The organism is Azospira sp. MPR-LB4 (assembly GCF_058809525.1).
On sequence record NZ_CM179521.1, the window covers coordinates 66478 to 92781 of the forward strand.

Annotated in this window: 21 protein-coding genes and 3 tRNA genes; 17 read left to right on the forward strand and 7 right to left on the reverse strand. The window is 63.3% G+C overall.

Features of this window, described 5'->3' with window-relative positions; all coding sequences use genetic code 11:
* Positions 1-307 precede the first annotated feature (307 nt).
* Positions 308-862 (forward strand): class I SAM-dependent methyltransferase, encoded by a 555-nt coding sequence (locus tag AC3QLZ_RS00310; RefSeq protein ID WP_014237250.1) that lies wholly within the window; start codon positions 308-310, stop codon positions 860-862.
* A gap of 10 nt (positions 863-872) precedes the next feature.
* Here the strand turns inward: AC3QLZ_RS00310 and hpnE are convergent, their stop codons facing one another.
* The 3 genes from hpnE to hpnC are packed head-to-tail and all read right to left on the reverse strand — an operon-like array spanning position 873 to position 3863.
* Entirely contained in the window at positions 873-2210 is a 1338-nt protein-coding gene (gene hpnE / locus AC3QLZ_RS00315; RefSeq protein ID WP_014237251.1) for a hydroxysqualene dehydroxylase HpnE, read from the reverse strand.
* Positions 2195-3028, reverse strand: coding sequence for a presqualene diphosphate synthase HpnD (gene hpnD / locus AC3QLZ_RS00320; protein WP_014237252.1), 834 nt, complete (start codon positions 3026-3028; stop codon positions 2195-2197). Before hpnD ends, hpnE begins: the two co-directional genes overlap by 16 nt.
* Before the next feature lie 10 nt (positions 3029-3038).
* Positions 3039-3863 (reverse strand): squalene synthase HpnC, encoded by an 825-nt coding sequence (gene hpnC, locus AC3QLZ_RS00325; protein ID WP_014237253.1) that lies wholly within the window; start codon positions 3861-3863, stop codon positions 3039-3041.
* Between the two features lie 131 nt (positions 3864-3994).
* On the opposite strand from hpnC, the gene AC3QLZ_RS00330 reads away from it, so the two are divergent.
* The 9 genes from AC3QLZ_RS00330 (at position 3995) to AC3QLZ_RS00370 (ending at position 12620) form a co-directional block, all read left to right on the forward strand.
* A tRNA-Leu gene (locus tag AC3QLZ_RS00330) sits at positions 3995-4079 on the forward strand.
* A 46-nt stretch (positions 4080-4125) separates the two neighbouring features.
* Positions 4126-5430: a trigger factor gene (tig, locus tag AC3QLZ_RS00335; protein WP_014237254.1), complete on the forward strand. Its 1305-nt coding sequence runs from the start codon at positions 4126-4128 to the stop codon at positions 5428-5430.
* Positions 5431-5555: 125 nt separating this feature from the next.
* A complete protein-coding gene (gene clpP / locus AC3QLZ_RS00340; protein ID WP_014237255.1) occupies positions 5556-6197 on the forward strand; it encodes an ATP-dependent Clp endopeptidase proteolytic subunit ClpP in 642 nt (213 codons plus the stop codon).
* 15 nt (positions 6198-6212) lie between these two features.
* Entirely contained in the window at positions 6213-7487 is a 1275-nt protein-coding gene (gene clpX, locus AC3QLZ_RS00345) for an ATP-dependent Clp protease ATP-binding subunit ClpX (protein WP_014237256.1), read from the forward strand.
* Between the two features lie 114 nt (positions 7488-7601).
* Positions 7602-10019 carry an endopeptidase La gene (gene lon, locus AC3QLZ_RS00350; protein ID WP_014237257.1) on the forward strand — a complete coding sequence of 806 codons (2418 nt, stop codon included), beginning with the start codon at positions 7602-7604 and terminating at the stop codon, positions 10017-10019.
* Positions 10020-10180: 161 nt separating this feature from the next.
* Entirely contained in the window at positions 10181-10453 is a 273-nt protein-coding gene (locus AC3QLZ_RS00355; RefSeq protein WP_014237258.1) for an HU family DNA-binding protein, read from the forward strand.
* Between the two features lie 28 nt (positions 10454-10481).
* Positions 10482-10557 (forward strand) — tRNA-Val (locus AC3QLZ_RS00360).
* 25 nt (positions 10558-10582) lie between these two features.
* Positions 10583-10659: transfer RNA gene (locus AC3QLZ_RS00365), tRNA-Asp, on the forward strand.
* Positions 10660-10727: 68 nt separating this feature from the next.
* A complete protein-coding gene (locus tag AC3QLZ_RS00370; RefSeq protein ID WP_014237259.1) occupies positions 10728-12620 on the forward strand; it encodes a SurA N-terminal domain-containing protein in 1893 nt (630 codons plus the stop codon).
* Positions 12621-12714: 94 nt separating this feature from the next.
* Here AC3QLZ_RS00370 and fabI read toward each other — a convergent pair whose 3' ends face one another.
* Positions 12715-13512, reverse strand: coding sequence for an enoyl-ACP reductase FabI (gene fabI / locus AC3QLZ_RS00375; RefSeq protein WP_014237260.1), 798 nt, complete (start codon positions 13510-13512; stop codon positions 12715-12717).
* A gap of 132 nt (positions 13513-13644) precedes the next feature.
* Between fabI and AC3QLZ_RS00380 the strand changes: the two genes are divergently transcribed.
* From AC3QLZ_RS00380 to AC3QLZ_RS00390, 3 genes are all read left to right on the forward strand, one after another.
* Positions 13645-15816 (forward strand): ABC transporter substrate-binding protein, encoded by a 2172-nt coding sequence (locus AC3QLZ_RS00380; RefSeq protein ID WP_014237261.1) that lies wholly within the window; start codon positions 13645-13647, stop codon positions 15814-15816.
* 190 nt (positions 15817-16006) lie between these two features.
* A complete protein-coding gene (gene acnB, locus AC3QLZ_RS00385) occupies positions 16007-18604 on the forward strand; it encodes a bifunctional aconitate hydratase 2/2-methylisocitrate dehydratase (RefSeq protein WP_014237262.1) in 2598 nt (865 codons plus the stop codon).
* 240 nt (positions 18605-18844) lie between these two features.
* Positions 18845-19330: an RNA methyltransferase gene (locus tag AC3QLZ_RS00390; protein WP_050804298.1), complete on the forward strand. Its 486-nt coding sequence runs from the start codon at positions 18845-18847 to the stop codon at positions 19328-19330.
* 37 nt (positions 19331-19367) lie between these two features.
* Here the strand turns inward: AC3QLZ_RS00390 and AC3QLZ_RS00395 are convergent, their stop codons facing one another.
* The 3 genes from AC3QLZ_RS00395 to AC3QLZ_RS00405 all read right to left on the reverse strand — a co-directional run bounded on the left by AC3QLZ_RS00395 (position 19368) and on the right by AC3QLZ_RS00405 (position 22693).
* Entirely contained in the window at positions 19368-20528 is a 1161-nt protein-coding gene (locus tag AC3QLZ_RS00395; protein WP_014237264.1) for an NnrS family protein, read from the reverse strand.
* 101 nt (positions 20529-20629) lie between these two features.
* Positions 20630-21637, reverse strand: a complete 1008-nt coding sequence (locus AC3QLZ_RS00400; RefSeq protein ID WP_014237265.1) for an HpcH/HpaI aldolase/citrate lyase family protein — start codon at positions 21635-21637, stop codon at positions 20630-20632.
* 69 nt (positions 21638-21706) lie between these two features.
* A complete protein-coding gene (locus AC3QLZ_RS00405) occupies positions 21707-22693 on the reverse strand; it encodes a malate dehydrogenase (RefSeq protein WP_014237266.1) in 987 nt (328 codons plus the stop codon).
* Positions 22694-22881: 188 nt separating this feature from the next.
* Between AC3QLZ_RS00405 and AC3QLZ_RS00410 the strand changes: the two genes are divergently transcribed.
* From AC3QLZ_RS00410 to sdhA, 4 genes are all read left to right on the forward strand, one after another.
* The gene (locus AC3QLZ_RS00410; RefSeq protein ID WP_014237267.1) at positions 22882-23622 is read left to right on the forward strand and encodes a GntR family transcriptional regulator; all 741 of its coding nucleotides are present in this window, start codon (positions 22882-22884) and stop codon (positions 23620-23622) included.
* A gap of 130 nt (positions 23623-23752) precedes the next feature.
* Positions 23753-24145, forward strand: a complete 393-nt coding sequence (gene sdhC / locus AC3QLZ_RS00415; RefSeq protein ID WP_014237268.1) for a succinate dehydrogenase, cytochrome b556 subunit — start codon at positions 23753-23755, stop codon at positions 24143-24145.
* A complete protein-coding gene (sdhD, locus tag AC3QLZ_RS00420; protein WP_014237269.1) occupies positions 24139-24486 on the forward strand; it encodes a succinate dehydrogenase, hydrophobic membrane anchor protein in 348 nt (115 codons plus the stop codon). Before sdhC ends, sdhD begins: the two co-directional genes overlap by 7 nt.
* Positions 24487-24489: 3 nt before the next feature.
* Entirely contained in the window at positions 24490-26283 is a 1794-nt protein-coding gene (sdhA, locus tag AC3QLZ_RS00425; protein ID WP_014237270.1) for a succinate dehydrogenase flavoprotein subunit, read from the forward strand.
* The last annotated feature ends 21 nt before the right edge of the window (positions 26284-26304 follow it).

Consider the following 26304-nt stretch of genomic DNA (forward strand, 5'->3'; position numbering starts at 1 on the left):
CCGAGCTTTGGACCAGCCCGGCTTGGCCGGTGCTGATTCGAGTTCCAGTTTGATATTGTGCGACGCAAAAATCTAGCACAAAAGTCAGAAGGTGTCTCATGGGGAAAACCGCAGCCCCCGGTTGCCGTTTGATCCAGGTCAGGAAAGTGACAATTAAACCTATAGTCTGCCTGTCGGGCCGATTTCCGGCCGCTTGCCGGGGTTGATTCGGCCGTGCCCTGTTTCACCCGTACGCCATGTTGCATTGCACCATATTCGGCCGGAGCCCTTGCTCCCAGCTTTTGCCCAGCCTTCGTTCGGAGCTCCCATGTCCGCCCCTGTTTCCGTCCTGCCGCCATCCTCCTGGATCACCCGTTTTGCCCACCTCCTGCCCGGCGGCGGCAGCGTGCTGGACCTGGCCTGCGGCAGCGGCCGCCATGCCCGCTGGCTGGCGGCCCGGGGCCTGGCGGTGACGGCCGTGGATCGGGAAGCCGGAGCCATTGCCGCCCTGGCGGGGCTGCCGGGCATCGAAGCCCTGGCGGCGGACCTGGAAGGTGCTCCCTGGCCCCTGGCCGCACGCCGCTTTGACGGCATCGTCGTCACCAACTATCTGCACCGGCCCCTGTGGCCCCTGCTGACGGTAGCCCTGGCGCCCCGGGGTGTGCTGCTCTACGAGACCTTCATGGCGGGCAACGAGCGTTTCGGCAAGCCGAGCCGGCCGGATTTCCTGCTGCAGCCGGGGGAATTGCTGGAGGTCTGCCGGCAGCAGGGGCTGCAGGTGGTTGCCTACGAGGCGGGAGAGGTGGAGGCGCCGAAAGCGGCCATGGTGCAGCGCCTGTGCGCGGTGCGGGGCGACTTGCCCCGGCTTCCCGGCCGGCCCTGAGGCGGGGCACTTAAGCCAGGTTGGCGGCGATCAGACGGGCGGCCGTATGGCCGCTGCGCACGGCCCCTTCCAGGGTGGCCGGATAGTCGCCGGCGGTGTAGTCGCCGGCCAGCCACAGGCCGGGCAGGGGGGTGGCGTTGGCGGGGCGGTCCATATCGGGCCGGCAGGCGAAGGTGGCCCGGGCCTCCCGGATGGTGCGCTGCCAGCGGGGTGGCGCCAGGGGGCGGCCGAGGGCGCTTTCCAGCTCCCGGTGCAGGGCCTGGGCCAGGGCCTCGGGGGCCAGCGCTTCCCAGGGACCGTGGGCGCTGAGGACGCAGGCCAGCAGGCCCCGGTGGCCGTCGAGGGGGGCCCGGTCGAAGACCCATTGGCCGATGGGCCCGGCCAGGCCCAGCAGGGGGAAGGGCAGGGTTACGTCTGCGTCGTACTGCAGATACACCGTGGCGATGGGCTCGTAGGCGAAGGCGGCCAGTTGCCGGCGCAGGGCGTACAGGGCCGGTGCCGGCGGCAGCAGGGCGGCGCCGTGCTGGGGGGCGGTGGCCAGCACCACCTGGCTGAATTCGGCGCTGCCCGTCTGTCCTTCGTTTTCCCACTCCAGTCGCCAACCCGCGCCGCTGGCCGAAATGCGGCGTACCCGGCTGGAGAGGCGCACCGGCTGGCCTTTTTCAGCCAGCCAGGCCGCAGCGGGTTCAGGGACGAGGCCCCCCAGGTGGGTGGTCGGCAAAAGCATGTCCGTCGCGCCTCCCGGGCCACCCAGGCTGTCGCGCAGGACGTTGGCGAAGACCTGGGCCGAGGCGGCGGCGGCCGGGGTGTTGAGGGCGGCCAGGCACAGGGGCTCCCACAGGAAACGGGTCAACCGGGGGCCCTGGCGGTACCGTTGCAGCAGTTCACTGACGCTGCAGTCGGCGGGCAGCCGGTAATCGCCGGCCTGGAGGGCTTGCATGAAGCGGGCGGCGGCGACCTTCTCGCCCAGGCCGGCGCCTTTGGCCGTGAGCAGGCCCCAGGCCAGGTGCAGGGGGGCGGGCAGGCGCGGCAGGCGCAGGCTGAAGTGGGGCGGCGTCAGCAGGGCCAGGGGCGCCCGGCGCAGGTGCCCGGTGCTGCCGATCTGGTCCATCAGTTCCAGGGTGGCGCCGTAGGCGCCGATGAGCAGGTGGGGGCCGTTGTCCAGGGCCAGGCCTTCGACCTGGACCAGGCGGGCGCGACCGCCCGGCTGGCGCGCCGATTCGAAGATGCTGACGGGGATGCCCTGGCGGACCAGGGCCACGGCGCAGGCCAGGCCGGCCCAGCCGGCGCCGACAATGGCGACCCGGGCCGGTGCCCCGGTGCCGGACGGCGTCAGCCCTTGATCCACGCCTTGAGAGCCAGCCAGGCCTTGCGTCCGGGCGGAATGGAAATGCGGTGGGTGAGGACCAGCTCGGGCTCGGCGGCGATTTCTTCCAGCAGGCTGCGGTAGATGGCGGCCATCACCAGCCCCGGCTTCTGCTGGCGGCGGTCCGCCGCCGGCAGTGCGGCGAAGGCCTGCTCGTAGAAGCCGCGGGCCCGTTCGATCTGGAACTGCATGAGGGCGGCGAAGGCTTCCGTCGGGCGGCTGTTGAGGATGTCCGCCGCCGGCACGTTGAAGCGCTGCAGTTCGTCCATGGGCAGGTAGATGCGGCCGCGGCGGGCATCCTCGCCCACGTCGCGGATGATGTTGGTGAGCTGGAAGGCCATGCCCAGGTCGTGGGCGTACTTGCGCGTGGCCCTTTGCGTCATGCCGAAGATTTCGGCGGAGAGCAGGCCCACCACGCTGGCCACCCGGTAGCAGTAGAGCTGCAGGGATTTGAAGTCGGCGTAGCGGGCCTGGGTCAGGTCCATTTCCATGCCGTCGATGATTTCCAGCAGCAGTTCCTTGTCCAGGGGAATGGTCTTGATCACCTCGGCCAGGGCCTGGGCCACCGGGTGCTGGGGCGTGCCGTCGTAGAGCCGCTCCACCTCCTGACGCCACCAGGCCAGCTTGATGGCCGCCACCTGGGGGTCCTCGACTTCGTCCACTACGTCGTCCACCTCCCGGCAGAAGGCGTAGAGGGCGGTCATGGCCTGCTTCTTCTCCCGGGGCAGGAGGGTGAAGCTGATGGTGAAGGAGGAGCCGCTGGCGGCTGCCTTCTGCTGGCAGTAGTCGTGGGGATTCATGGGCGGGATTCTAGCGGCATCCGTGGCGGAAGAGGGCGGCACGGCAGGCCAGGAGCAACCAGTCGCCGCCGCCGAGGCGGGGGCGCCGGCGGAAAACGTCGCCCCCTACCTGCCCGATTTTTTCCAGGATGCGCAGGCCCCCTTCCACCGTCAGGCGGATTTCCCAGCCGAAACGGCCGGGCAGGTCCAGGGCCAGGGGGGCGCCGTCCAGCATCAGCTGGCGGGCCCGCTGCACCTGGAAATCCATGAGGGCGCACCAGGCCTCATCGACCTGTCCGGCGGCGATGGCTTTTTCGTCGAGGCCGAAGCGCAGCAGGTCCTCCTGGGGCAGGTAGACCCGCTGCTTTTCCCAGTCTACGGCTACGTCCTGCCAGAAGTTGATCAGCTGCAGGGCGGTGCAGATGGCGTCCGAGCGGGCCAGGTTTTCCGGCGTGGCGGCTTCGAACAGGTGCAGCATGATGCGCCCCACCGGGTTGGCGGAGCGGCGGCAGTAGTCGAGCAGGGCGGGGTAATCGGCGTAGCGCTTGACCGTGATGTCCTGGGCGAAGGCCGAGAGCAGGTCGTGGAACGGCTGCAGGGGCAGGTCGTGGGCCACCAGGATGGGGGCCAGGTCCTGGAACAGGGGCGTTTCCGGGGTGATGCCGGCCTCGATGCGCTCCAGCTCGGCGCCGTAGGTTGCCAGGGCCTGCAGGCGCTCGGCATCGCCGGCCTCGCCCTCGTCGGCGATGTCGTCGGCGCTGCGGGCGAAACGGTAGATGACTTCCACCGGGCGGCGCAGGTGCCGGGGCAGGAGGATGGAGGCGACAGGGAAATTTTCGTAGTGGTCGACGGGCATGGGCATGCGGTCGTGGCGGACGCTTGCCGGGCCAGGCCGGCGTCGTCTCTGGCGGTTGCGGCCCCCGCGGATTCGCGGCGTGGGGCAAGGCTTACAGTATAGAGGCAACTCGGGTAAAATAGCTCGTTTGCGCGAGAGTGGCGGAATTGGTAGACGCACTGGATTTAGGTTCCAGCGCCGCAAGGCGTGGGGGTTCGAGTCCCTTCTCTCGCACCACGGATCGGGCGGCCTAGGCTGCCCTTGTTGTCACTAAGGAAAACGCATGCAAGAGAATTCCCAAGTCTCCAGCGCCCTGGAACGTCGCCTGGATATCGCCGTTGCCATCGCCGATCTGGATAAGGACGTGGACGAGCGTCTGAAGCGCATGGGCAAGAGCGTCAAGCTGCCCGGCTTCCGTCCCGGCAAGGTGCCGTTCAACATGGTCAAGCAGCAGTACGGTGCCCAGGCCCGCCACGAAGCCCTGGCCGACGCTGTGGACAAGGCCTTCGGCGAAGCCGTGACCGCCCAGAAGCTGCGTGTGGCCGGCTATCCCCGCATCGAGGCCAAGAAGACCGAGAGCGACACCCAGCTGGAATTCTCCGCCATTTTCGAGGTTTATCCCGAAATCACCCTGGGCGACGTTTCCACCACCGACGTGGAGCGCCTGTCCTTCGAAGTCGGCGCTGCCGAAGTGGACAAGACCCTGGACATCCTGCGCAAGCAGCGCGTCACCTTCGATAAGGCCGATCGCGCCGCCGCCAAGGGCGACCGCGTGGTCATCGATTTCCTGGGTAAGAAGGACGGCGTTGCCTTCCAAGGCGGCCAGGCCACCGATTACCCCTTCGTCCTGGGCGAAGGCATGATGCTGGCCGATTTCGAGAACAACGTGGAAGGCCTCAAGGCTGGCGAGTCCAAGACCTTCGACATGACCTTCCCCGCTGACTACTTCTCCAAGGACCTGGCCGGCCAGTCCGTGCAGTTCGAGATCACCGTCAAGGAAGTCCAGGGCGCCAAGCTGCCCGAGGTCGATGCCGAATTCGCCAAGCTGATGGGCATTGCCGACGGCGACGTGGAAAAGATGCGCGCCGAGATCCAGACCAATCTGGGTCGCGAAGTGAAGAAGCGCATCCAGGCCCAGACCAAGGACCAGGTCATGGAAGCCCTGCTCAAGGCCAACCCCATCGACGTGCCCAATGCCCTCATCGAAGGCGAAGTGGAGCGTCTGATGCAGGCCGCCAAGGCTGACATGGAAGCCCGCGGCTTCAAGGGCAAGGACCTGCCGGTCAAGCCCGAGTGGTTCGGCGAGCAGGCCAAGCGCCGCGTCACCCTGGGTCTGGTGCTGGCCGAGCTGGTGAAGGTGGAAAACCTGTACGCCAAGCCCGAGCAGATCAAGGCCATGGTGGAAGAGGCTGCCCAGTCCTACGAGAACCCGGACGAAGTGGTGAAGTGGTACTACGCCCAGCCCCAGCGTCTGGCCGAGGTCGAGGCCGTCGTGGTCGAAGATAACGTGGTAAGCTGGGTCCTGGAACGGGCCAAGGTTACCGACAAGACCGCCGACTTCGACGAACTGATGGGTCGCCGCGCCTAAGACGCGCTTTGCATCCGCAGAAGAAGTAACGTAGGGGCTGCAAGTTTTTGCGGCCCCTGCGTCATAATAAGTCACCGCAACGTCCCAAACCTTCGACTCCCCCAACCAAAAAACAGAGGATGCGCATGAAGATCGATAACGGCAGCCAGTGGGATCCCCAAGCCCTGGGGCTGGTCCCCATGGTGGTTGAGCAAAGCGGCCGCGGTGAACGGGCTTTTGACATTTATTCCCGCCTGCTCAAGGAACGCATCGTGTTCCTGGTCGGGCCGGTGAACGACGCCTCCGCCAACCTGGTGGTGGCCCAGTTGCTGTTCCTGGAAGCAGATAATCCCGACAAGGACATCTTCTTCTACATCAATTCCCCGGGTGGTTCCGTGACCGCTGGCCTGTCCATCTACGACACCATGCAGTTCATCAAGCCCGACGTCTCCACCCTGTGCATGGGCCAGGCTGCGTCCATGGGCGCTTTCCTGCTCAACGCCGGGGCCAAAGGCAAGCGTTTTGCGCTGCCCAATTCCCGTGTCATGATTCACCAGCCCATGGGCGGTTTCCAGGGCCAGGCCTCCGACATCGAAATCCACGCCAAGGAAATTCTCTCCCTGCGTGCCAAGTTGAACGAGATCATGGCCAAGCACAGCGGCCAGCCCGTGGATCGTATCGAGAAGGATACGGATCGCGACAACTTCCTTTCTGCAGCCGAAGCCATGGAATACGGCCTGATCGACAAGGTTCTGAGCAGCCGTGCCGACGCCCAGGAAGCAAAATAAGGCAGGGGACGACATATGACGGAAAAGAAAAGCGGCAGCGCCGAAAAGCTGCTTTATTGCTCCTTCTGCGGCAAGAGCCAGCATGAGGTGAAGAAGCTCATCGCCGGACCGTCCGTGTTCATTTGCGACGAGTGCATCGAGCTGTGCAACGACATCATTCGCGACGAGATCGCCGGTGACGTCGGCGGCAAGGGCGGCAAGGACGACCTGCCGACGCCGAAGGAAATCTGCAGCATCCTGGACCAGTACGTGATCGGCCAGGAAGTGGCGAAGAAAATCCTCTCCGTGGCCGTGTACAACCACTACAAGCGCCTGCGCCATCAGGGCAAGAGCGCTGATGACGTGGAACTGGCCAAGAGCAACATCCTGCTGATCGGTCCCACCGGCTCCGGCAAGACCTTGCTGGCCCAGACCCTGGCCCGCCTGCTCAACGTGCCCTTCGTCATGGCCGATGCCACCACCCTGACCGAAGCCGGTTACGTCGGCGAGGACGTGGAAAACATCATCCAGAAGCTGCTGCAGAAGTGCGACTACGAAGTCGAGAAGGCCCAGCAGGGCATCGTCTACATCGACGAAATCGACAAGATTTCCCGCAAGTCCGACAACCCCTCTATTACCCGGGACGTTTCCGGCGAGGGCGTGCAGCAGGCCCTGCTCAAGCTGATCGAAGGTACCGTGGCCAGCGTGCCGCCCCAGGGCGGGCGCAAGCATCCCAACCAGGACTTCGTCCAGGTGGATACGGCCAACATCCTCTTCATCTGCGGCGGCGCTTTCGATGGCCTGGAAAAGGTCATCCGCAACCGCTCCACCCGCGGCGGTATCGGTTTCGGCGCCGAAGTGAAGAGCAAGGAAGACAAGAAGGCCGTCGGCGAAGTGCTGCGTACCGTGGAGCCCGAGGACCTGATCAAGTTCGGCCTGATCCCCGAGTTTGTCGGCCGCCTGCCGGTGATCGCCACCCTGGACGAATTGTCCGAAGCTGCCCTGGTGGAAATCCTGATCGAGCCGAAGAACGCCCTGATCAAGCAGTACCAGAAGCTCTTCGCCATGGAAGGTGCCGAACTGGAAGTGCGTCCCGCGGCCCTCACTGCCATCGCCCGTCGCGCGCTGGAGCGCAAGACCGGCGCCCGGGGCCTGCGTTCCATCCTGGAAGGCGTGCTCCTGGAAACCATGTATGAACTTCCGGGCATGGACAATGTCTCCAAGGTGGTGATCGACGAAGGCATGATCTCCGGCGAAGCCAAGCCCATCCTCATCTACGCCGAGCAGCCCAAGGTTTCCGGCTCCAACTGATCCCGCGCATTGCCTGCAAGCCGGGGAGTCGCCAAATTTGGTGACTCCCCGGGCTTGAAGAATCCTTCCATCGCCCCTATCTTCAGGGGTGATTGCTTTTCATAAGGACTCACCATGTCCAGCATTACCCTATTACCTTCCGAGCCCGTGGATCTGCCCTTGCTGCCCCTGCGGGACGTGGTGGTCTTCCCCCACATGGTCATTCCCCTGTTCGTGGGGCGCCCGAAGTCCATCAAGGCCCTGGAAACCGCCATGGAGGCCGGCAAGAGTATCCTGCTGGTGGCCCAGAAGTCCGCTGCCAAGGATGATCCCGCTCCCGAGGATCTCTACGAGATCGGTTGCGTCGCCAACATCCTGCAGATGCTGAAGCTGCCCGACGGTACCGTGAAGGTGCTGGTGGAAGGCACCCAGCGCGCCCGCATCACTGCGGTGGACAACCAGCAGACCATGTTCTTCGCCACCGCCACGCCCATCGCCGGCGAAGACGGCCCCAACCATGAAGTGGAGGCCATGCGTCGGGCCGTGATTGCCCAGTTCGACCAGTACGTCAAACTGAACAAGAAGATTCCGCCGGAAATCCTCACCTCCATTGCCGGCATCGAAGAAGCCGGCCGACTGGCCGACACCATCGCTGCCCATCTGCCGCTCAAGCTCGAACAGAAGCAGGAAATCCTCGAGCTGTTCGACATCAAGGGGCGCATCGAGCGTCTGCTGACCCAGCTCGAGTCCGAGATCGACATCCTGCAGGTGGAGAAGCGCATCCGCGGCCGCGTCAAGCGCCAGATGGAAAAGAGCCAGCGCGAGTACTACCTGAACGAACAGGTCAAGGCCATCCAGAAGGAGCTGGGCGAAGGCGAAGAGTGGGCTGACCTGGAAGAGATGGAAAAGAAGGTCAAGGCCGCCGGCATGACCAAGGAAGCCGTCGCCAAGGCCCAGTCCGAACTGAAGAAGCTCAAGCTGATGTCGCCCATGTCGGCCGAAGCCACTGTGGTGCGCAACTACATCGAGACCCTGGTGGGTCTGCCCTGGAAGAAGAAGACCCGGGTCTCCAAGGATCTGGCCGAAGCCCAGAAGATTCTGGACAAGGATCACTGGGGCCTGGAGAAGGTCAAGGAACGTATTCTCGAGTATCTCGCCGTGCAGCAGCGGGTGGACAAGCTCAAGGCGCCGATCCTGTGCCTGGTCGGACCTCCCGGGGTGGGCAAGACCTCCCTCGGCCAGTCCATCGCCCAGGCCACCAACCGCAAGTTCGTGCGCATGAGTCTTGGCGGCGTGCGGGACGAGGCCGAGATTCGTGGCCACCGCCGTACCTACATCGGTTCCATGCCGGGCAAAATCCTGCAGAACATGACCAAGGTGGCGGTGAAGAACCCCCTGTTCCTCCTCGACGAGGTGGACAAGATGGGCATGGACTTCCGCGGCGATCCTTCCTCCGCCCTGCTGGAGGTGCTGGATCCGGAGCAGAACTCCACCTTCGTGGATCACTATGTCGAAGTGGAATATGACCTGTCCGAGGTCATGTTCGTGGCGACGGCCAACACCCTCAACATCCCCGGCCCGCTGCTGGACCGGATGGAGCTGATCCGCCTCTCCGGCTACACGGAAGACGAGAAGGTCAGCATCGCCCTGCGCTACCTGTTGCCCAAGCAGATGAAGAACAACGGTCTGAAGAAGACCGAGATCGCCGTGGCCGAAAGCGCCCTGCGCGACATCATCCGCTACTACACCCGGGAAGCCGGCGTGCGCAGCCTGGAGCGTGAAATCTCCAAGATCTGCCGCAAGGTGGTGAAGACCCTGCTGCTGAAGAAGAGCCAGACCAAGGTGGCCGTCACGGCACGCAATCTGGACAAGTTCCTCGGCGTGCGCCGTTACACCTTCGGCATGGCGGAAAAGGAAAACCAGGTGGGTCAGGTGACCGGTCTGGCCTGGACCGAAGTGGGTGGCGAACTGCTCACCATCGAAACCGCCGCCCTGCCAGGCAAGGGCAATACCATCAAGACCGGCAAGCTGGGCGAGGTAATGCAGGAGTCCATCCAGGCGGCCGTTTCCGTGGTGCGCCAGCGGGCCCAGTCCCTCGGCATCAAGGACGACTTCTACCAGAAGACCGACATCCACATCCACCTGCCCGAAGGCGCCATTCCCAAGGACGGTCCTTCCGCCGGTATCGGCATCTGCACGGCGATGGTGTCCGTGTTGACCGGAATTCCGGTGCGTTGCGACGTGGCCATGACCGGCGAAATCACCCTGCGGGGTGAGGTGCTGGCCATCGGCGGTCTCAAGGAAAAGCTGCTGGCCGCGGTGCGCGGCGGCCTGCAGAAGGCTTTGATCCCGGAAGAGAACGTCAAGGATCTGGCCGAGATTCCCGACAGCATCAAGGGCAAGATCGAGATCGTTCCCGTGCGCTGGATCGACCAGGTGCTGCAGCACGCCCTGGAGCACATGCCCGAGCCCCTACCGGCTGTAGATCAAGCAGCGGCGCCGGTCGCCGCCCAGGCGGATGATTCCGCCAATTCCGGCGTCATCACCCACTGATGCCATTTTTGCCATGCCGGATGCAATTCTTCCGGCATGGCAACACCCCCTCAGAATATCCCCCGAATCGGCTAGAAACCGCTTGACACAAGGTTTTCCGGCTTGTTATAAAAGTGCGTGCAGGACTTTCCTGTTAACAACCTTTATGTAAGGGGGCTTACGTGAACAAATCTGAACTGATCGATCAAATCGCCAAGTCTGCAGATATCTCCAAGGCTGCAGCCGGCCGTGCGCTTGATGCCACCATCGGTGCCGTCAAGACTTCCCTGAAGAAGGGCGGCATGGTGACCCTGGTGGGTTTTGGCACCTTCTATGTTGGCAAGCGTGCTGCCCGTTCCGGCCGCAACCCGCGCACCGGCGCCACCATCAAGATCAAGGCAGCCAAGGTGCCGAAGTTCCGCGCTGGTAAAGCGCTCAAGGATGCGGTAAACTAACGGTCTTTCGCGCTTAGCCAAACGGCACGGGTGCTTAGCTCAGTTGGTAGAGCGCTAGCCTTACAAGCTGGATGTCGGCGGTTCGATCCCGTCAGCACCCACCAGAAAAAGAGCGTACAGAGTTAGTCAGGAGTGGTAGTTCAGTCGGTTAGAATACCGGCCTGTCACGCCGGGGGTCGCGGGTTCGAGTCCCGTCCACTCCGCCAGTAAGCAAAAAGGCGAACGAAAGTTCGCCTTTTTTTATTTCAGTGAGCCAAACAACGGAAGCCTTCTTATGTTTGACGCCGTCCGCAACAACAAACGCATCGTTCAGGTATTTCTCGGATTGATCACCCTGCCGTTCGCTTTCTGGGGGGTTGAATCCTACATCCGCAATGCGGGCGACAGTCGCGATGTGGCGACTGTCGGTGGCACGCCCATCACCCTGCAGCAGTATCAGCAGGCCTGGCGCAACCAGCAGGAGCGGCTCCGGGGCGCCCTGGGACCCAACTACAATCCGGCGCTGATGGAGTCTCCCGAGGCTCGCCTGGCGGTGGTTAATTCCCTGGTGGATCAGCGGGTGCTGCTGCTGGAGGCGAACAAGCGCCGCCTCATGGCCAGCGACGACCTGCTGCGCGATGTGATCAGCAAGATTCCCGCCCTGCAGGAAGACGGCAAGTTTTCCGCCGCACGTTACGAAACCGCCCTCAAGGCCCAGGGGCTGACCCAGACGGGTTTCGAAGCCCAGTTGCGTCAGGATCTGACGCTGCAGCAGCTGGTCGGCTCCGTCAGCGATACGGGCATGGTGGCGGCTGCAGCCGCGGAAGCCATGCTGCGCATTCAGGCGGAAGAGCGGCAAGTGGCAGAGCTGCGTATCGTGCCCGAGCAGTTTGCGGCCCAGGCCAAGCCCAGTGCCGAGGCCATGCAGAAGTTCTATGAGGAAAACCGGGCCAGCTTCGAAATTCCGGAGCAGGTGCGGGCCGAGTTCGTGCAGCTGTCGGTCGATGCTCTGCTGGCCCAACTGGTCGTGACGCCGGAAGAGATCAAGTCCTGGTACGAAGGCCACAAGGATCGCTACCAGCAGTCCGAAGAGCGCCGCGCCAGCCACATCCTCATTCCCAGCGGCAGCGACGTGGCCCAGGCCAAGAGCAAGGCCGAAGCCGTGCTCAAGGAAGTGCAGCAGAATCCTGCCAAGTTCGCCGATATCGCCAAGCGCGAATCCAAGGATCCCGGTTCTGCCAGCAAGGGCGGCGATCTGGGCTTCTTCGGCAAGGGCAGCATGGTCAAGCCTTTCGAGGATGCGGTCTTCAGCCAGAAGGAAGGCGAGCTGTCCGGCCTGGTTCAATCCGATTTCGGTTTCCACATCATCAAGGTCACCGGCATCAAGGGCGGCAAGCTGAAGACCCTGGACGAGGTGAAGCCGGAGATCGAAGCGGAACTGAAGCGTCAGGCAGCCTCCCGCAAGTTTGCCGAAGCGGCTGAGGCCTTCAGCAACACGGTTTATGAACAGTCCGACAGCCTCAAGCCGGCGGCGGACCGTTTCAAGCTGCCGCTGCAGCAGACCGGTTGGTTCTCCCGTCGCGGCGGTCAGAACGCCGGAGTCCTGGGCAACGAGAAGGCGCTGGCCGTCCTCTTCAGCGAAGATGTGCTGAAGAACAAGCGCAATACCGAAGCCGTCGAAATCGCCCCCAACACCCTGGTGGCTGCCCGTATCGTCGAGCACAAGCCGGCCAGCCTGAAACCGTTCGATACGGTCAAGGGCCAGATCGAGGAAATCCTCAAGATTCAGGAAAGCAACGCCCTGGCCAAGAAGGCCGGCGAAGAGAAGCTGGCCCAGTTGAAGGCCGGCGAGGACAAGCTGGGCTGGGCCCTGGTGAAGAATGTGTCGCGCATGGAAGGCAGCCGCCAGGTGCCGCCCGCCGCCCTGCAGGCCATCTTCAAGACCGACGCCGGCAAGCTGCCTGCCTATACCGGGGTGGAGTTCCCCAACAACGGGGGCTATGTGCTGTACAAGATCATGAAGGTCAGCCAGCCCTCGTCCCTCGATGAAGGCAAGCGCAAGGTGCTGCAGAAGGAATACACCTCCCTGGTGGCCCAGGAAGATTTCGCCGCCTACCTGGCTGGCCTGCGTGCCCGCTACAAGGTCGAAGTGAACAAGGCCGCCCTGGAGGACAACAAGGATCGTTGATTCGCATTATCCGAGGCACAAAAAAGCCGACCGTGAAAACGGTCGGCTTTTTTTATTGCGGCGGCTGACGGGCCGCCGGAGAAGGGCTTTCTCGTCAGGCGCCCATCGGTTCGGCGTTGCCCAGGGCGGTGGTGTTGAAACCGCCGTCCACGTACAGCACTTCGCCGGTGATGCCGCTGGCCAGGTCGGACAGCAGGAAAGCGGCGGCGTTACCCACTTCCTCGATGGTCACGTTGCGGCGCAGGGGGGCGTGGTGGGAGTTGTAGGAGAGCAGCTTGCCGAAGCTGCCGATGCCGGAGGCGGCCAGGGTTTTGATCGGGCCGGCAGAGATGATGTTGGCGCGCATGCCTTCGGGGCCCAGGCTGGTGGCCATGTAGCGCACGGCCGCTTCCAGGCTGGCCTTGGCCAGACCCATCACGTTGTAGTTGGGCATGGTGCGTTCGGCGCCCAGGTAGGAGAGGGCCAGCACGGAGCCGTTGGCCTTCTTCAGCATGGGGCGGGCGGCCTTGGTCAGGGCCGGGAAGCTGTAGGAGGAAATGTCATGGGCGATGCGGAAGGCATCGCGGGAAATGGCATCGAGAAAGTCGCCTTCCAGGGATTCGGACGGCGCGTAGGCAACGGAGTGGACCAGGCCGTCGAGGCTGTCCCAGTGCTTGCCAAGTTCGACGAACAGGTTGGTGATTTCCTCGTCGCTGGCGACGTCGCAGGGCAGCACCAGGGTGCTGTCGAACTCGGCGGCAAATTTGGCGACCCGCTCCTGGAAGCGTTCGTTCTGGTAGGTGAAAGCCAGCTGGGCGCCTTCACGATGGCAAGCCTTGGCGATGCCATAGGCGATGGAATGCTTGGAGAGCAGCCCGGTGATCAGGATGCGTTTTTCGGCAAGAAAGCCCATACATGCCCCTAAGTTGAAAGTCCGCGGGATTATAGCGGAAACGGGGCGCATTTTACCGCAGTGCGTCACGGGAGGTTAAGGGCCGGGGGCTCCTTAATGACGCTCGCAGGCGCTTCCGCTAAACTCCGGGCCATGCGCAAAGGCTCTCTTTCCGGGATCGTCTCCCTCGTTGTTTCCCTGCTTCCCCTGCTTCTGGCCGGATGCGGTGAAGGTCCCTGGAACGACCCCTATCCTGTGGCGGAAGCCGGTCGCAACGTGCTCTATTCGGCCTTTACCGAGCGCCCCAAACACCTGGACCCGGTCCAGTCCTACGCCGAGGACGAGAGCGTCTTTACCGGCCAGATCTACGAGCCGCCGCTCCAGTACCACTATCTGAAGCGTCCCTACACCCTCATTCCCGCCACGGCCGAGAGCGTGCCGGTGCCCCGCTATTACGATGCCGCTGGCCGTCAATTGCCGGCCACAGCCGACGAGAGCCTGATCGCCAGTAGCGTGTACGAAATCCGCATCAAACCCGGCATCCGCTACCAGCCCCATCCGGCCTTTGCCCTGAAGGCCGACGGCACCCCCGTTTATGGCGATCTCGATCCCCTCAAGCTGAAGGATGTGCGGCGCCTGGCCGACTTTGCCGAGACCGGCAGCCGCGAGCTGACGGCCGACGATTACATCTACCAGATCAAGCGCCTGGCCCATCCCCGTCTCCATTCCCCCATCTTCGGCATGATGGCCGAACGCATCGAAGGCCTGGCCGCGCTGGGCAAGATCCTGCAGGCCGAAGCGGCCAAGGCGCCGGCAGGCGGCTGGCTGGACCTGGACCGCTATCCCCTTGCCGGGGTGGAGAAGGTGGATCGCTATACCTGGCGGGTTCGCCTCAAGGGCAAGTATCCCCAGTTCCTCTACTGGCTGGCCATGCCCTTCTTCGCCCCGGTGCCGAGGGAGGCGGACCGCTTTTACAGCCAGCCCGGCATGGCGGAAAAGAACCTGAGCCTGGACTGGTACCCGGTCGGCACCGGTCCCTACATGCTGACGGAGAACAATCCCAACAGCCGCATGGTGCTGGAGCGCAATCCCAATTTCCACGGGGAAACCTATCCTTGTGAAGGCGATCCGGGTGACCGGGAGAAGGGCCTGCTGGCGGATTGCGGCAAGGCGCTGCCTTTCATCGACAAGGTGGTGTTCACCCGGGAGAAGGAAAGCATTCCCTACTGGAACAAGTTCCTCCAGGGCTATTACGACGCTTCGGGGATTTCCTCCGACAGTTTCGATCAGGCGGTGCGCCTCAATGTGGGGGGCGATGTGCAGCTCACCGAGGAAATGCAGGAAAAGGGCATCCGCCTCCTCACCAGCGTCCGGGCTTCCATTTTCTACATGGGCTTCAACATGCAGGACAGCCTGGTCGGCGGCCTGGGCGATGGGGGGCGCAAGCTGCGCCAGGCCATTTCCATCGGCATCGACCAGGAAGAGTTCATTTCCATTTTCATGAATGGCCGCGGCATTCCCGCCATGAGCCCCCTGGCGCCCGGCATCTTCGGCTTCGAGGAAGGGCAGGGGGGTATCAATCCGGTGGTCTACGACTGGCGGGACGGCGCTCCCAGGCGCAAGTCCATCGAGAGCGCCCGCCGCCTCATGGCCGAGGCCGGCTGGCCCAACGGGCGCAACGCCCGCACCGGTGAACCCCTGGTGCTGAATCTGGACACTACCGGCGGCGGCATGGGCGACAAGTCGCGGCTGGACTGGCTGACCCGCCAGTTCGCCAAGCTGGATATCCAGCTGGTGGTCCGTTCCACCGACTGGAACCGTTTTCAGGAGAAGCTGCGCAAGGGCGCGGTGCAGATGTTCTATCTGGGCTGGAATGCGGACTATCCGGATCCGGAGAACTTTTTCTTCCTGCTGCACGGCAGCGAAACCCGGGTCAAGCACGGGGGAGAGAACTCCGCCAATTACATGAACCCGGAGTTCGACCGCCTCTTCGAGCGCATGAAGAACATGGAGAACGGGCCTGAGCGGCAACAGATCATCCGCCAGATGGTGCATCTGGTGCAGCAGGATGCCCCCTGGGTCTTCGGCTTCCACCCCAAGAACTACACCCTCGGCCACCGCTGGCTCTACAACCGCAAGCCCACGGATGTGGGCAACAACACCCTCAAGTACCAGCGCGTCGATGGCGCCGACCGGGCGGCCCGGCAGCGGGAATGGAACCAGCCCGTGCGCTGGCCCCTGGCCCTCCTGCTCCTGGCGCTGGCGGGCCTGCTGGTGCCGGCGGTGCGGGCCCATCGTCGCCGGGAGCAGCAGTCCGCCCGCTGATCGGCGCCCCTGTTCCTTTGTCCCGTATTGCGCTATTTTTTTGCGTTCTGGCGTCGCACAAATCCGCTGTGATGTCTGATATCATATATAAGACTTAAGGAGCTTCCGGCGGCTGCGAATGCAGTTGCGTATTTCGGGCAGCTCCCCTGTCCCCAGATCACTGAATTCCACCTGTCGAGAGGAACCAGCCGTGCTTGAAGCCTACCGCCAACACGTCGCCGAGCGTGCCGCACTCGGTATCCCCCCCCTGCCTCTGTCCGCCGCCCAGACCAAGGATCTGGTCGCCCTGCTGCAAAACCCGCCCAAGGGCGAGGAGCAGGCCCTGGTGGAGCTGATTACCTACCGTGTTCCCGCCGGTGTTGATGATGCCGCCAAGGTCAAGGCCGAGTTCCTGGCCAAGGTGGCCAAGGGCGAGCTTTCCTGTGCCCTGATTTCCCGCGCCAAGGCCACCGAACTGCTGGGCACCATGCTCGGCGGCTACAACGTCAAGCCCATGATCGACCTGCTGGGCGACGCCGAAGTCGGCGCCGTGGCCGCCGAAGGCCTGAAGAAGACCCTGCTGGTGTTCGACTTCTTCCACGACGTGGCCGAGCTGGCCAAGGGTGGCAACGCCAACGCCAAGGCCGTGATGCAGTCCTGGGCCGATGCCGAGTGGTTCACCTCCCGTCCCGAAGTCCCCGCTTCCCAGAAGCTGACCGTGTTCAAGGTCACCGGCGAAACCAACACCGACGACCTGTCTCCCGCTCCGGATGCCTGGTCCCGTCCCGACATCCCCCTACATGCCCTGGCCATGCTGAAGAACCCCCGTCCGGGTATCGAAGCCGACAAGGCTGGCGAGCGCGGCCCCGTCAAGCAACTGGAAGCCCTGGCCAAGAAGGGCAACCTGATCGCCTACGTGGGCGACGTGGTGGGTACCGGTTCTTCCCGCAAGTCCGCCACCAACTCCGTGCTGTGGTTCACCGGCGAAGACATCCCCTTCGTGCCGAACAAGCGCTTCGGCGGCGTCTGCCTGGGCTCCAAGATTGCCCCCATCTTCTTCAACACCATGGAAGATGCCGGCGCTCTGCCCATCGAGCTGGACGTTGGCCAGATGGACATGGGCGACGAGATCGAGCTGAAGATCGACCAGGCCACCGCCAAGGTCACCGCCCTGAAGAACGGTGCCGTTATCGCTGAATCCCAGCTGAAGACCCCCGTGATCCTGGACGAAGTGCGTGCCGGCGGCCGCATTCCCCTGATCATCGGTCGCGGCCTGACCACCAAGGCCCGCGAAGCTCTGGGTCTGGCTCCTTCCACCCTGTTCCGCCTGCCCCAGCAGCCCAACGATCCAGGCAAGGGCTACTCCCTGGCCCAGAAGATGGTGGGCCGTGCCTGCGGTCTGCCGGAAGGCAAGGGCATTCTGCCCGGCACCTACTGCGAACCGAAGATGACCACCGTGGGTTCCCAGGACACCACCGGCCCCATGACCCGCGACGAGCTGAAGGACCTGGCTTGCCTGGGCTTCTCCGCCGATCTGGTGATGCAGTCCTTCTGCCACACCGCCGCTTATCCCAAGCTGGTGGACGTGCGCATGCACCGCGAACTGCCTTCCTTCATCAGCACCCGTGGCGGCGTCGCCCTGCGTCCTGGTGACGGCGTCATCCACTCCTGGCTGAACCGTCTGCTGCTGCCCGATACCGTGGGTACCGGCGGTGACTCCCACACCCGTTTCCCCATCGGTATCTCCTTCCCGGCCGGTTCCGGTCTGGTGGCCTTCGCTGCCGCCACCGGCGTGATGCCCCTGGACATGCCCGAATCCGTGCTGGTGCGCTTCAAGGGCAAGATGCAGCCCGGCATCACCCTGCGCGATCTGGTCAACGCCATCCCCCTGTACGCCATCAAGCAGGGCCTGCTGACCGTGGAGAAGAAGGGCAAGAAGAACGTCTTCTCCGGCCGCATCCTGGAAATCGAAGGTCTGCCCGATCTGAAGGTGGAACAAGCCTTTGAGCTCTCCGACGCCGCTGCCGAGCGTTCCGCTGCTGCTTGCGCCATCGCCCTGAACAAGGAGCCGATCGTCGAGTACCTGCGCTCCAACATCACCCTGATGAAGTGGATGATCGCCGAAGGCTACCAGGACGCCCGTACCCTGAAGCGCCGCATCAAGGCCATGGAAGAGTGGATCGCCAACGGCACCCTGCTCAAGGCCGACACCGATGCCCAGTACGCCGCCGTGATCGAGATCGATCTGGCCGACGTCAAGGAACCCATCGTCGCCTGCCCCAACGACCCGGATGACGTGAAGGTCCTCTCCGAAGTCGCCGGCGACAAGATCGACGAAGTGTTCATCGGCTCCTGCATGACCAACATCGGTCACTTCCGCGCTGCCGGCAAGGTGCTGGATGGCAAGTCCGACATCCCGACCCGCCTGTGGATTGCTCCACCCACCAAGATGGACGCCCTGATCCTGACCGAAGAAGGTTACTACAGCGTCCTCGGCAAGGCCGGCGCCCGCATGGAAATGCCGGGCTGCTCCCTGTGCATGGGCAACCAGGCCCAGATCCGCAAGGGTTCCACCGCCATGTCCACTTCCACCCGAAACTTCCCCAACCGTCTGGGCATCGACACCCGGGTGTACCTGGGCTCCGCCGAACTGGCCGCCATGTGCTCCCTGCTGGGCAAGATCCCGACTGTGGCCGAGTACATGGAATACATCCAGGTGGTTAACGCCAAGGCTGCCGACATCTACCGCTACATGAACTTCGACCAGATCCCCGAGTTCGTGGAAGTGGCGGAAACCGTTACCGTCTGAGCGGAACGGCGCAAGACAAAACCAAAGGAAGCAACACGAGGAGATGCGGCCCCGCTTCGGCGGGGCCGTTTTTTTTTTGCAGCGACACCTTTCCTTTAGCGTGCCGGTCCCGCTGTTGGCAGCCCCGGTGGTACGGTGGCACGGCTGGCGGCTATGGAATGCCGGCCAGGATCGGTTATGCTCCGGCCCCGGGCAACGGCGCCATGGGCGGTCGCCGGCTTTGCCGTGTTAAGGGAAACAATGGAAATCATCACCAAAAAGCAGGCCATCAAAACCTGCAGCGGCTATTCCTGCATCGGCCTGTACAACCCCAAAAGCCCGGGCAACGTGGGCTCGATCATGCGGGCTGCCGGCTGCTATGGCGTCAATACGGTTTTCTACACCGGCAAGCGCTATGACACGGCCAAGGAATTCTGCACCGACACCAAGCAGGTGCACCAGCAGCTGCCCCTGATCGGCGTGGACGATCTGCAGCAGGTGATCCCCCTGGGCTGTGTGCCGGTGGCCATCGAACTGGTGCCGGAGGCCAAGCCCCTGACCGAGTACCGCCACCCGGAGCGGGCTTTCTACATCTTCGGCCCGGAGGATGGGAGTCTGAGGAAGAACGTCACCTCCTGGTGCCAGGATATCGTCTACATCCCGACCCACGGCTGCATGAACCTGGCGGCGACGGTCAATGTGGTGCTGTACGACCGGATGCTGAAGGCCGGCGGCTACCGCGGCTAGCAGGCACCCTGGAAGGCCGTCATGGCGCCCTTCCAGGCTAATGCACCTTGCCGTCCACCCGGGGAGCGAGCAGGAAGGGGATCAGGCGCCAGCCGAGCAGGCCGAAACAGCCCAGCCAGCAGGCGGCGGCCAGATAGATCCACTGTACATAGGCTGCCGGGAAAAACTGGGGCATGACGATGCGCAGGACAAAACCCAGCAGCATCAGCCCCAGGGCCAGCTTGTCCAGGGTCTCGAAGATCACCTTGCGGCCGGTATGTCCCTTGGCGATGCGGATCAGCATGGCCGGAATCACCAGGCCCATGGCACCGAAGGTGAATACGTGGAGCGACAGGGAACCGATCCAGGGCACCGGGCTGAAGTAATGCAGGCTCTCCAGCAGCAGTTGGGCGGTGATGGCCAGATAGCCCAGGTACATGACGCCGATGTCGATGCGGCTGAGACCCAGCAGGGGCTTCCAGAATGCCAGGCGCAGCAGGAGCAGGGCGGCCAGCAGCAGGGCCAGGACGGCGCCGGCCGGTGGCGGCAGCAGGGGTTGCAGCACCAGCAGCAGACCCAGCCCCTTGATGGCGCCATCCAGGCGCGGATGGCGGAGGATGGCGACCTGAAACACGCCTTTCATGAACTGGGTCAGGGTCCGTTCGAACATCACCAGGAAGGCCATGCGGAACAGGCCCAGGGTGATGCCGACGCCGATGGCGAAGGTCTCCGGCTGCAGCAGCAATTGCTTGGCCATGAGAAAGGCCGGCAGCACCAGCAGGAAATAGTAGTTGTCCCGGTAGCTGTCCTGGGTCCGGTAGCGGATCAGCGTATGCAGCAGCATGACGATGATGCTGCCCATGAAGAGGTTGCTGCCCAGGTGGAACAGCCAGCCGGGCCATGACCCGGCGTTGGCCATGACGACCCGTTCCAGCAGCCAGGCGGCAGCCAGGTAGGCCAGGGAAGCGCCGTGATGGCCTCGCACCGAGACCCAGTTTTTCGTGGCCGTGAGCAGGAAGCCGCCGAGGACGGCCCAGCCGAAGCCGAAGAACATTTCGTGGGCGTGCCATTGCAGCGGGGTAATGGGGGCGGCGGGCAGGGCGAGGGCGCCGGAAAAGATGGCGGCCCACAGCAGGGGCAGGCTCAGGCCGGCCAGGCAGGCGAGGGCGAAGAAGGGGCGAAAGCCCACCAGCCACAGCGGGTGTTCGGTAAATTTCACGATGGTGTGTCCGCTTGGGCCGGGCAGCGGCAATTGGCCGGCCCGACATGAAAAGGGGCTCCAGAATAGGAGCCCCGATGGTCGATGCGCTTTGATGCCTGTCAGCTTTGGCTGAAAAACCGCCGGACGGTACCGGCGGGGATGTCCATGCCCGTGGCCTGGGCCCGCTGCAGCAGTTCCCAGTAGTAGCGGTAGGAAGCCCGGTCGTGCAGTCGGCCGGCGTGCTGGATGGGGCCCCAGTCCTTGTCCTGGGCAGCTTCCAGGATTTCCGTGGCTTCCTGCACTTCGGAAAAGTCGGGGCGCATGGCTTCGACGATGGGCATGATCTGGTTGGGGTGAATGCTCCACATGCGCAGATAGCCGAACTCCCGGCGGGCACGGCGGGCGTCGTCGGCCGCCACGGTCGAGTCCTTGATTTCGGTGGTGACATTGTGGGAAGGCACCACGCCGTTGGCCAGGGCGGCGGCGGCGATGTCGGCCTTGGCCCGGGCCACCAGGGGGTGGTCGAACTGGCCGGGGCTCTTCATGGCACTGCCGGGAATGGCGCCGTGGTGGCCGGAGACGAAGTCCATGAGGCCGAAGTCCAGGCTTTCGACGCCGGGCAGGGCGGCAATTTCCCAGGCGTCCTTGAGGGCGCCGTGGGTTTCGATCAGCACGTGGACCGGAATGGGGCGGCTGATCCGGCACTGGGCCTCGATGCTGCGCAGGGCATCGATCTGGGTCCGCGCATCGTCGACGGAGCGAACCTTGGGAATGGTCAGGAAAGCGAGGTGCTGGCCGGCGTGGTAGACCAGGATTTCCAGATCCTGGCGCCAGTGGGGGTGGGTGATGTCGTGGATGCGCGCACCGACCCGGCCGAAGCGGTTGTCGCTGCCGCTGATGAGGCCGGCGGCCATTTCCGCATGTTCGGCTTCGGCACCGGCGTGGGCACCGTCTTCGCAGTCGCAGGTGATGTCGAAAACGGGTTGGTTGTTATGGGCCAGTTCCTGCTGCAGCTGCAGGGCCTTCTTCATGAGCTTTTCCGATCCGGCGTAGTGGTCCACCACAGGCAGGACGGGGAAGGGCTTTTCACCGGCGAAGAGAACGTCGTTGGGATGACGCAGGGTCATGGGCAAAGCTCCAAAGAAAAAGGCCGCGGCATTTTACCGCGGCCTTTGCAGCAAGTGGCTTGCTGTTGCTTACAGCATGGAAGCCACGGCAGCGCGCTCTTCTTCGAGCTCGGCCAGGGTGGCGTTCATCTTGCCGCGGCTGTACTCGTCGATCTCCAGGCCCTGGATGATCTTGTAGTCGCCGTTCTTGCACTCGCAGGGGAAGCCGTACACGACGCCTTCGGGAATGCCGTAGGAACCGTCGGAGGGCACGCCCATGGTGACCCATTCGTCGGAGCCCAGGACCCAGTCACGCACGTGGTCGATGGCGGCATTGGCAGCGGAAGCGGCGGAGGAGAGGCCCCGGGCTTCGATGATGGCGGCGCCGCGCTTGCCCACGGTGGGCAGGAAGACGTCGTTGTTCCACACGGCATCGTTCACCAGGTCCTTGACGTTGTCGCCGTTGGAGGTGGCGAAACGGTAGTCGGCGTACATGGTGGGGGAGTGGTTGCCCCAGACGACCATCTGCTTGAAGGAGGAAACGGCGCGGCCGGTCTTGGCAGCCAGTTGGGACAGGGCGCGGTTGTGGTCCAGGCGCAGCATGCCGTGGTAGTTGCGGGGGTTGGTGCGGCCAACCTTCTTGGCGGCGGAAGCGGCGATGTAGGCGTTGGTGTTGCAGGGGTTGCCCACCACCAGGACCTTCACGTCTTCCTTGGCGTTTTCAGCGATGGCCTTGCCCTGAACGGTGAAGATGGCACCGTTGGCGGTCAGCAGGTCGGCACGCTCCATGCCCTTGCTGCGGGGACGGGCGCCCACCAGCAGACAGACGTCGGCGTCCTTGAAGGCGACGTTGGGGTCGTCGGTGGCAACCATGCCGGCCAGCAGCGGGAAAGCACAGTCTTCCAGTTCCATCATCACGCCCTTGACGGCCTGCTGGGCTTGCGGCAGATCGAGCAGCTGCAGAATGACGGGCTGGTCTTTGCCGAGCATTTCGCCGGAGGCGATGCGGAAGAGCAGGCTGTAGCCGATCTGGCCGGCGGCGCCGGTAACGGCTACGCGCATGGGGGCTTTGGACATGGTGCGACTCCTGTGAGTACAGTCGTTGAACAAAATTCGTGAATTCGTCGCCGGCGCAGGCTCTCCGCGCCAAGCTTTGAAATAGTATGCCCTCGTTTCCGGGGTGTCAATGTTGCAACTTATGTCTTATATAAGATGTAAGTATTAGAATAGACTATTGACGTTTTTTGTGCTGAAATAACCAGATTATGACCCGCCAAGTTACGTCACTGTCGCCCACCTTCAGCCCTTTGTATCGTCAGATCAAGGAGTTGATGATGAGTAGCCTGGAAGCGGGGGAATGGGGTCCCGGCGATGCCATTCCCAGCGAATCCGAGCTGGCGTTGCGCTTTGGTGTGAGTCAGGGAACGGTGCGCAAGGCCATCGACGAGATGGCTGCCGAAAATCTCCTGGTGCGCCGTCAGGGCAAGGGCACTTTCGTCGCCACCCACAACGACCCCCGTTCCTTCTTCCGTTTTTTGCGCCTCGTTCCCAACGAAGGCGGCCTGCAGCAATCCCACAGCGAACCCATCGAATGCTGGCGTGCCAAGGCCGGTCAGGATGTGGCGCGGGTTCTCGGTCTCGAAGTCGGCAAGCCCATCACCATCGTCCGCCGGTTGTTGAGCTTTGATGCCGAGCCGGTGGTGCTGGACGAAATCTATGTGCCCAGCGATCTCTTTCCCGATCTCTCCCTGGAAATCCTCAAGGGCAGCGATCAATCCCTCTACAGCATGTACGAGTCCCGTTACGGCGTGCGCATGATCCGCGCCGAAGAGCGCATTCGTGCCGTGGCTGCGGACAAGAGCAATGCGGATTTGCTGCGGGTGCCGGAAGGTAGTCCCCTGCTGCTAGTGGAGCGAGTGGCATTTACCTACGGCAACAAGCCGGTCGAGTGGCGTCGCGGCTTTTACTCGACCCAGAAACACCATTATCTGAATGAACTAGGCTGAGGCAAGGAGGTCGGCGGCAACGGAAATTCGGAAACAAAGGGAAGTCGAAAAACACTATAATTTATAACTTTCATAAGGGTGCGGTGGCAGTTCAGTCGCCGTTTCGCAACAAGCAAGAGGGATGACGTTCATGGCAGAACTCAGTATCAAAAAGAAGCGTCCGAAAAATCTGGACCTGACAACGATCCGCCTGCCCCTACCGGGTATTCTTTCCATTCTCCACCGCGTCAGCGGCGCCGGCCTGTTCCTGTGTCTGCCCCTGCTGCTGTGGCTGTTCCAAAGCAGCCTGGCGACGCCCGAGTCGTTTGCCACCTTCAAGGCCGTCGCAGCCCATCCCCTGGTCAAGATCATCCTGCTGGGCCTGCTGTGGGCCTTCTGTCACCACTTCTGTGCCGGTATCCGCTACCTGTTCCTGGATGTGCACATGGGTGTTGATCTCGAATCCGCCCGTCTGACCAGCAAGATCGTCTTCGCCGTCAGCATCGCGCTGACCGTCATCCTGGGAGTTGCCCTGCTATGGTAAATCGCATTGTTGTTGGCGCCCATTACGGCCTGAAGGACTGGATTGCCCAGCGCGCCACGGCCGTCATCATGGCCGTCTATTCCGTCATCCTGTTGGCCGCCGTCGGCGCTATCGGCCCCAACACCTACGAAGCCTGGCGCGGCCTGTTCGCCAACGGCTTCATGAAGTTCATTACCTTCCTGTTTTTCCTCTCCCTGTTCTACCACGCCTGGATCGGCGTGCGTGACATCTGGATGGACTACGTCAAGCCCACCGGCATCCGCCTGGTGCTGCATGTCCTGACCATTTTCGCCCTGCTCGGCTACGCCGGCTGGGCCACTCAGATTCTGTGGAGACTGTAAGTAATGACTATCCCCGTGCATAAGTATGATGTGGTGATCGTGGGTGCCGGCGGTGCCGGTCTGCGCGCCGCTCTGCAAGTTTCCGAAGCCGGCCTCAAGACCGCCGTGCTGTCCAAGGTGTTCCCCACCCGTTCCCATACGGTTGCCGCCCAGGGTGGCGTGGCCGCCTCCCTCGGCAATGTGACCGAGGACAACTGGCACTGGCACATGTACGACACCGTCAAGGGTTCCGACTGGCTCGGTGACCAGGACGCCATCGAATTCATGGTAAAGAAGGCCAACGAAGTGGTCGTGGAACTGGAACACTTCGGCATGCCCTTCGACCGTCTGGACAGCGGCAAGATCTACCAGCGCCCCTTCGGCGGCCACTCCCAGAACTATGGCGAGAAGCCGGTGAACCGCTCCTGTGCCGCTGCCGACCGTACCGGTCATGCCATGCTGCACGCCATGTACCAGCGTAACGTCAAGGCCAACACCCAGTTCTTCGTGGAATGGATGGCCCTGGACCTGATCCGTGACGAAGATGGCGACGTGCTGGGCGTGACCGCCATGGAAATGGAAACCGGCGAAGTTCACATCTTCCACGCCAAGGCCACCATTTTTGCCACCGGCGGTGCCGGTCGCATCTACTACTCTTCCACCAATGCCTTCATCAACACCGGTGACGGCGTCGGTATGGCTGCCCGTGCCGGCATCCCCCTGGAAGACATGGAATTCTGGCAGTTCCACCCTACCGGCGTGGCCGGTGCCGGTGTGCTGATCACCGAAGGCGTGCGCGGCGAAGGCGGCATTCTGCGCAACGCTTCCGGCGAGCGCTTCATGGAACGCTATGCCCCCAACCTGAAGGATCTGGCCTCCCGCGACGTGGTGTCCCGTTCCATGGTGACCGAGATCAATGAAGGCCGCGGCTGCGGTCCCGACAAGGATCACGTGCTGCTGGACATTACCCACCTGTCCCCCGAGACCATCATGAAGCGCCTGCCCGGCATTCGTGAAATCTCCATCCAGTTTGCCGGTGTGGATCCCATCAAGGCCCCGATCCCCGTGGTGCCGACCTGCCACTACCAGATGGGCGGTATTCCGACCAACTATAAGGGCCAGGTCATTGTGCCGAAGGGCGACGAGAAGTCCGTTCCCGTGGGCGGTTTCTACGCTGCCGGCGAGTGCGCCTGCGCTTCCGTGCATGGCGCTAACCGCCTGGGCACCAACTCCCTGCTGGACCTGCTGGTCTTCGGCAAGTCCTCCGGCGAGTCCGTGGTGGAAGACCTGAAGGGCAATCCCCGCGCCCACAAGCCCCTGCCGGCCAACGCCGCCGACGTTTCCCTGGCCCGTATCGCCCGTCTGGACAACCAGAAGAACGGCGAGAGCGTGCACGAGGTTCGTCTGGCCATGCAGCGCACCATGCAAAAGCATGCCGGCGTGTTCCGCTTCAACGACCTGCTCAAGGCTGGCGTCGAGGAAATCAAGAAGGTCGCCGAACGGGCCAAGACCACCGAGATCAAGGATAAGTCCAAGGTCTGGAACACCGCCCGTACCGAAGCCCTTGAACTGGACAACCTGATCGAAGTGGCCAAGGCCACCATGATCTCCGCCGAAGCCCGCAAGGAATCCCGCGGCGCCCACGTGCGGGACGATGCCCTGGATACCGCCGAGACCCCGGCCGGCCGCGACGACAAGAACTGGCTCAAGCACACCCTGTGGTACTCCGAAGGCAACCGCCTCGACTACAAGCCGGTGAACCTGCAGCCGATGTCTGCCGACGTCGAGTCCATCGCTCTCGCCAAGCGGACCTACTAAGGCCAGGAAGGAATTACGCAA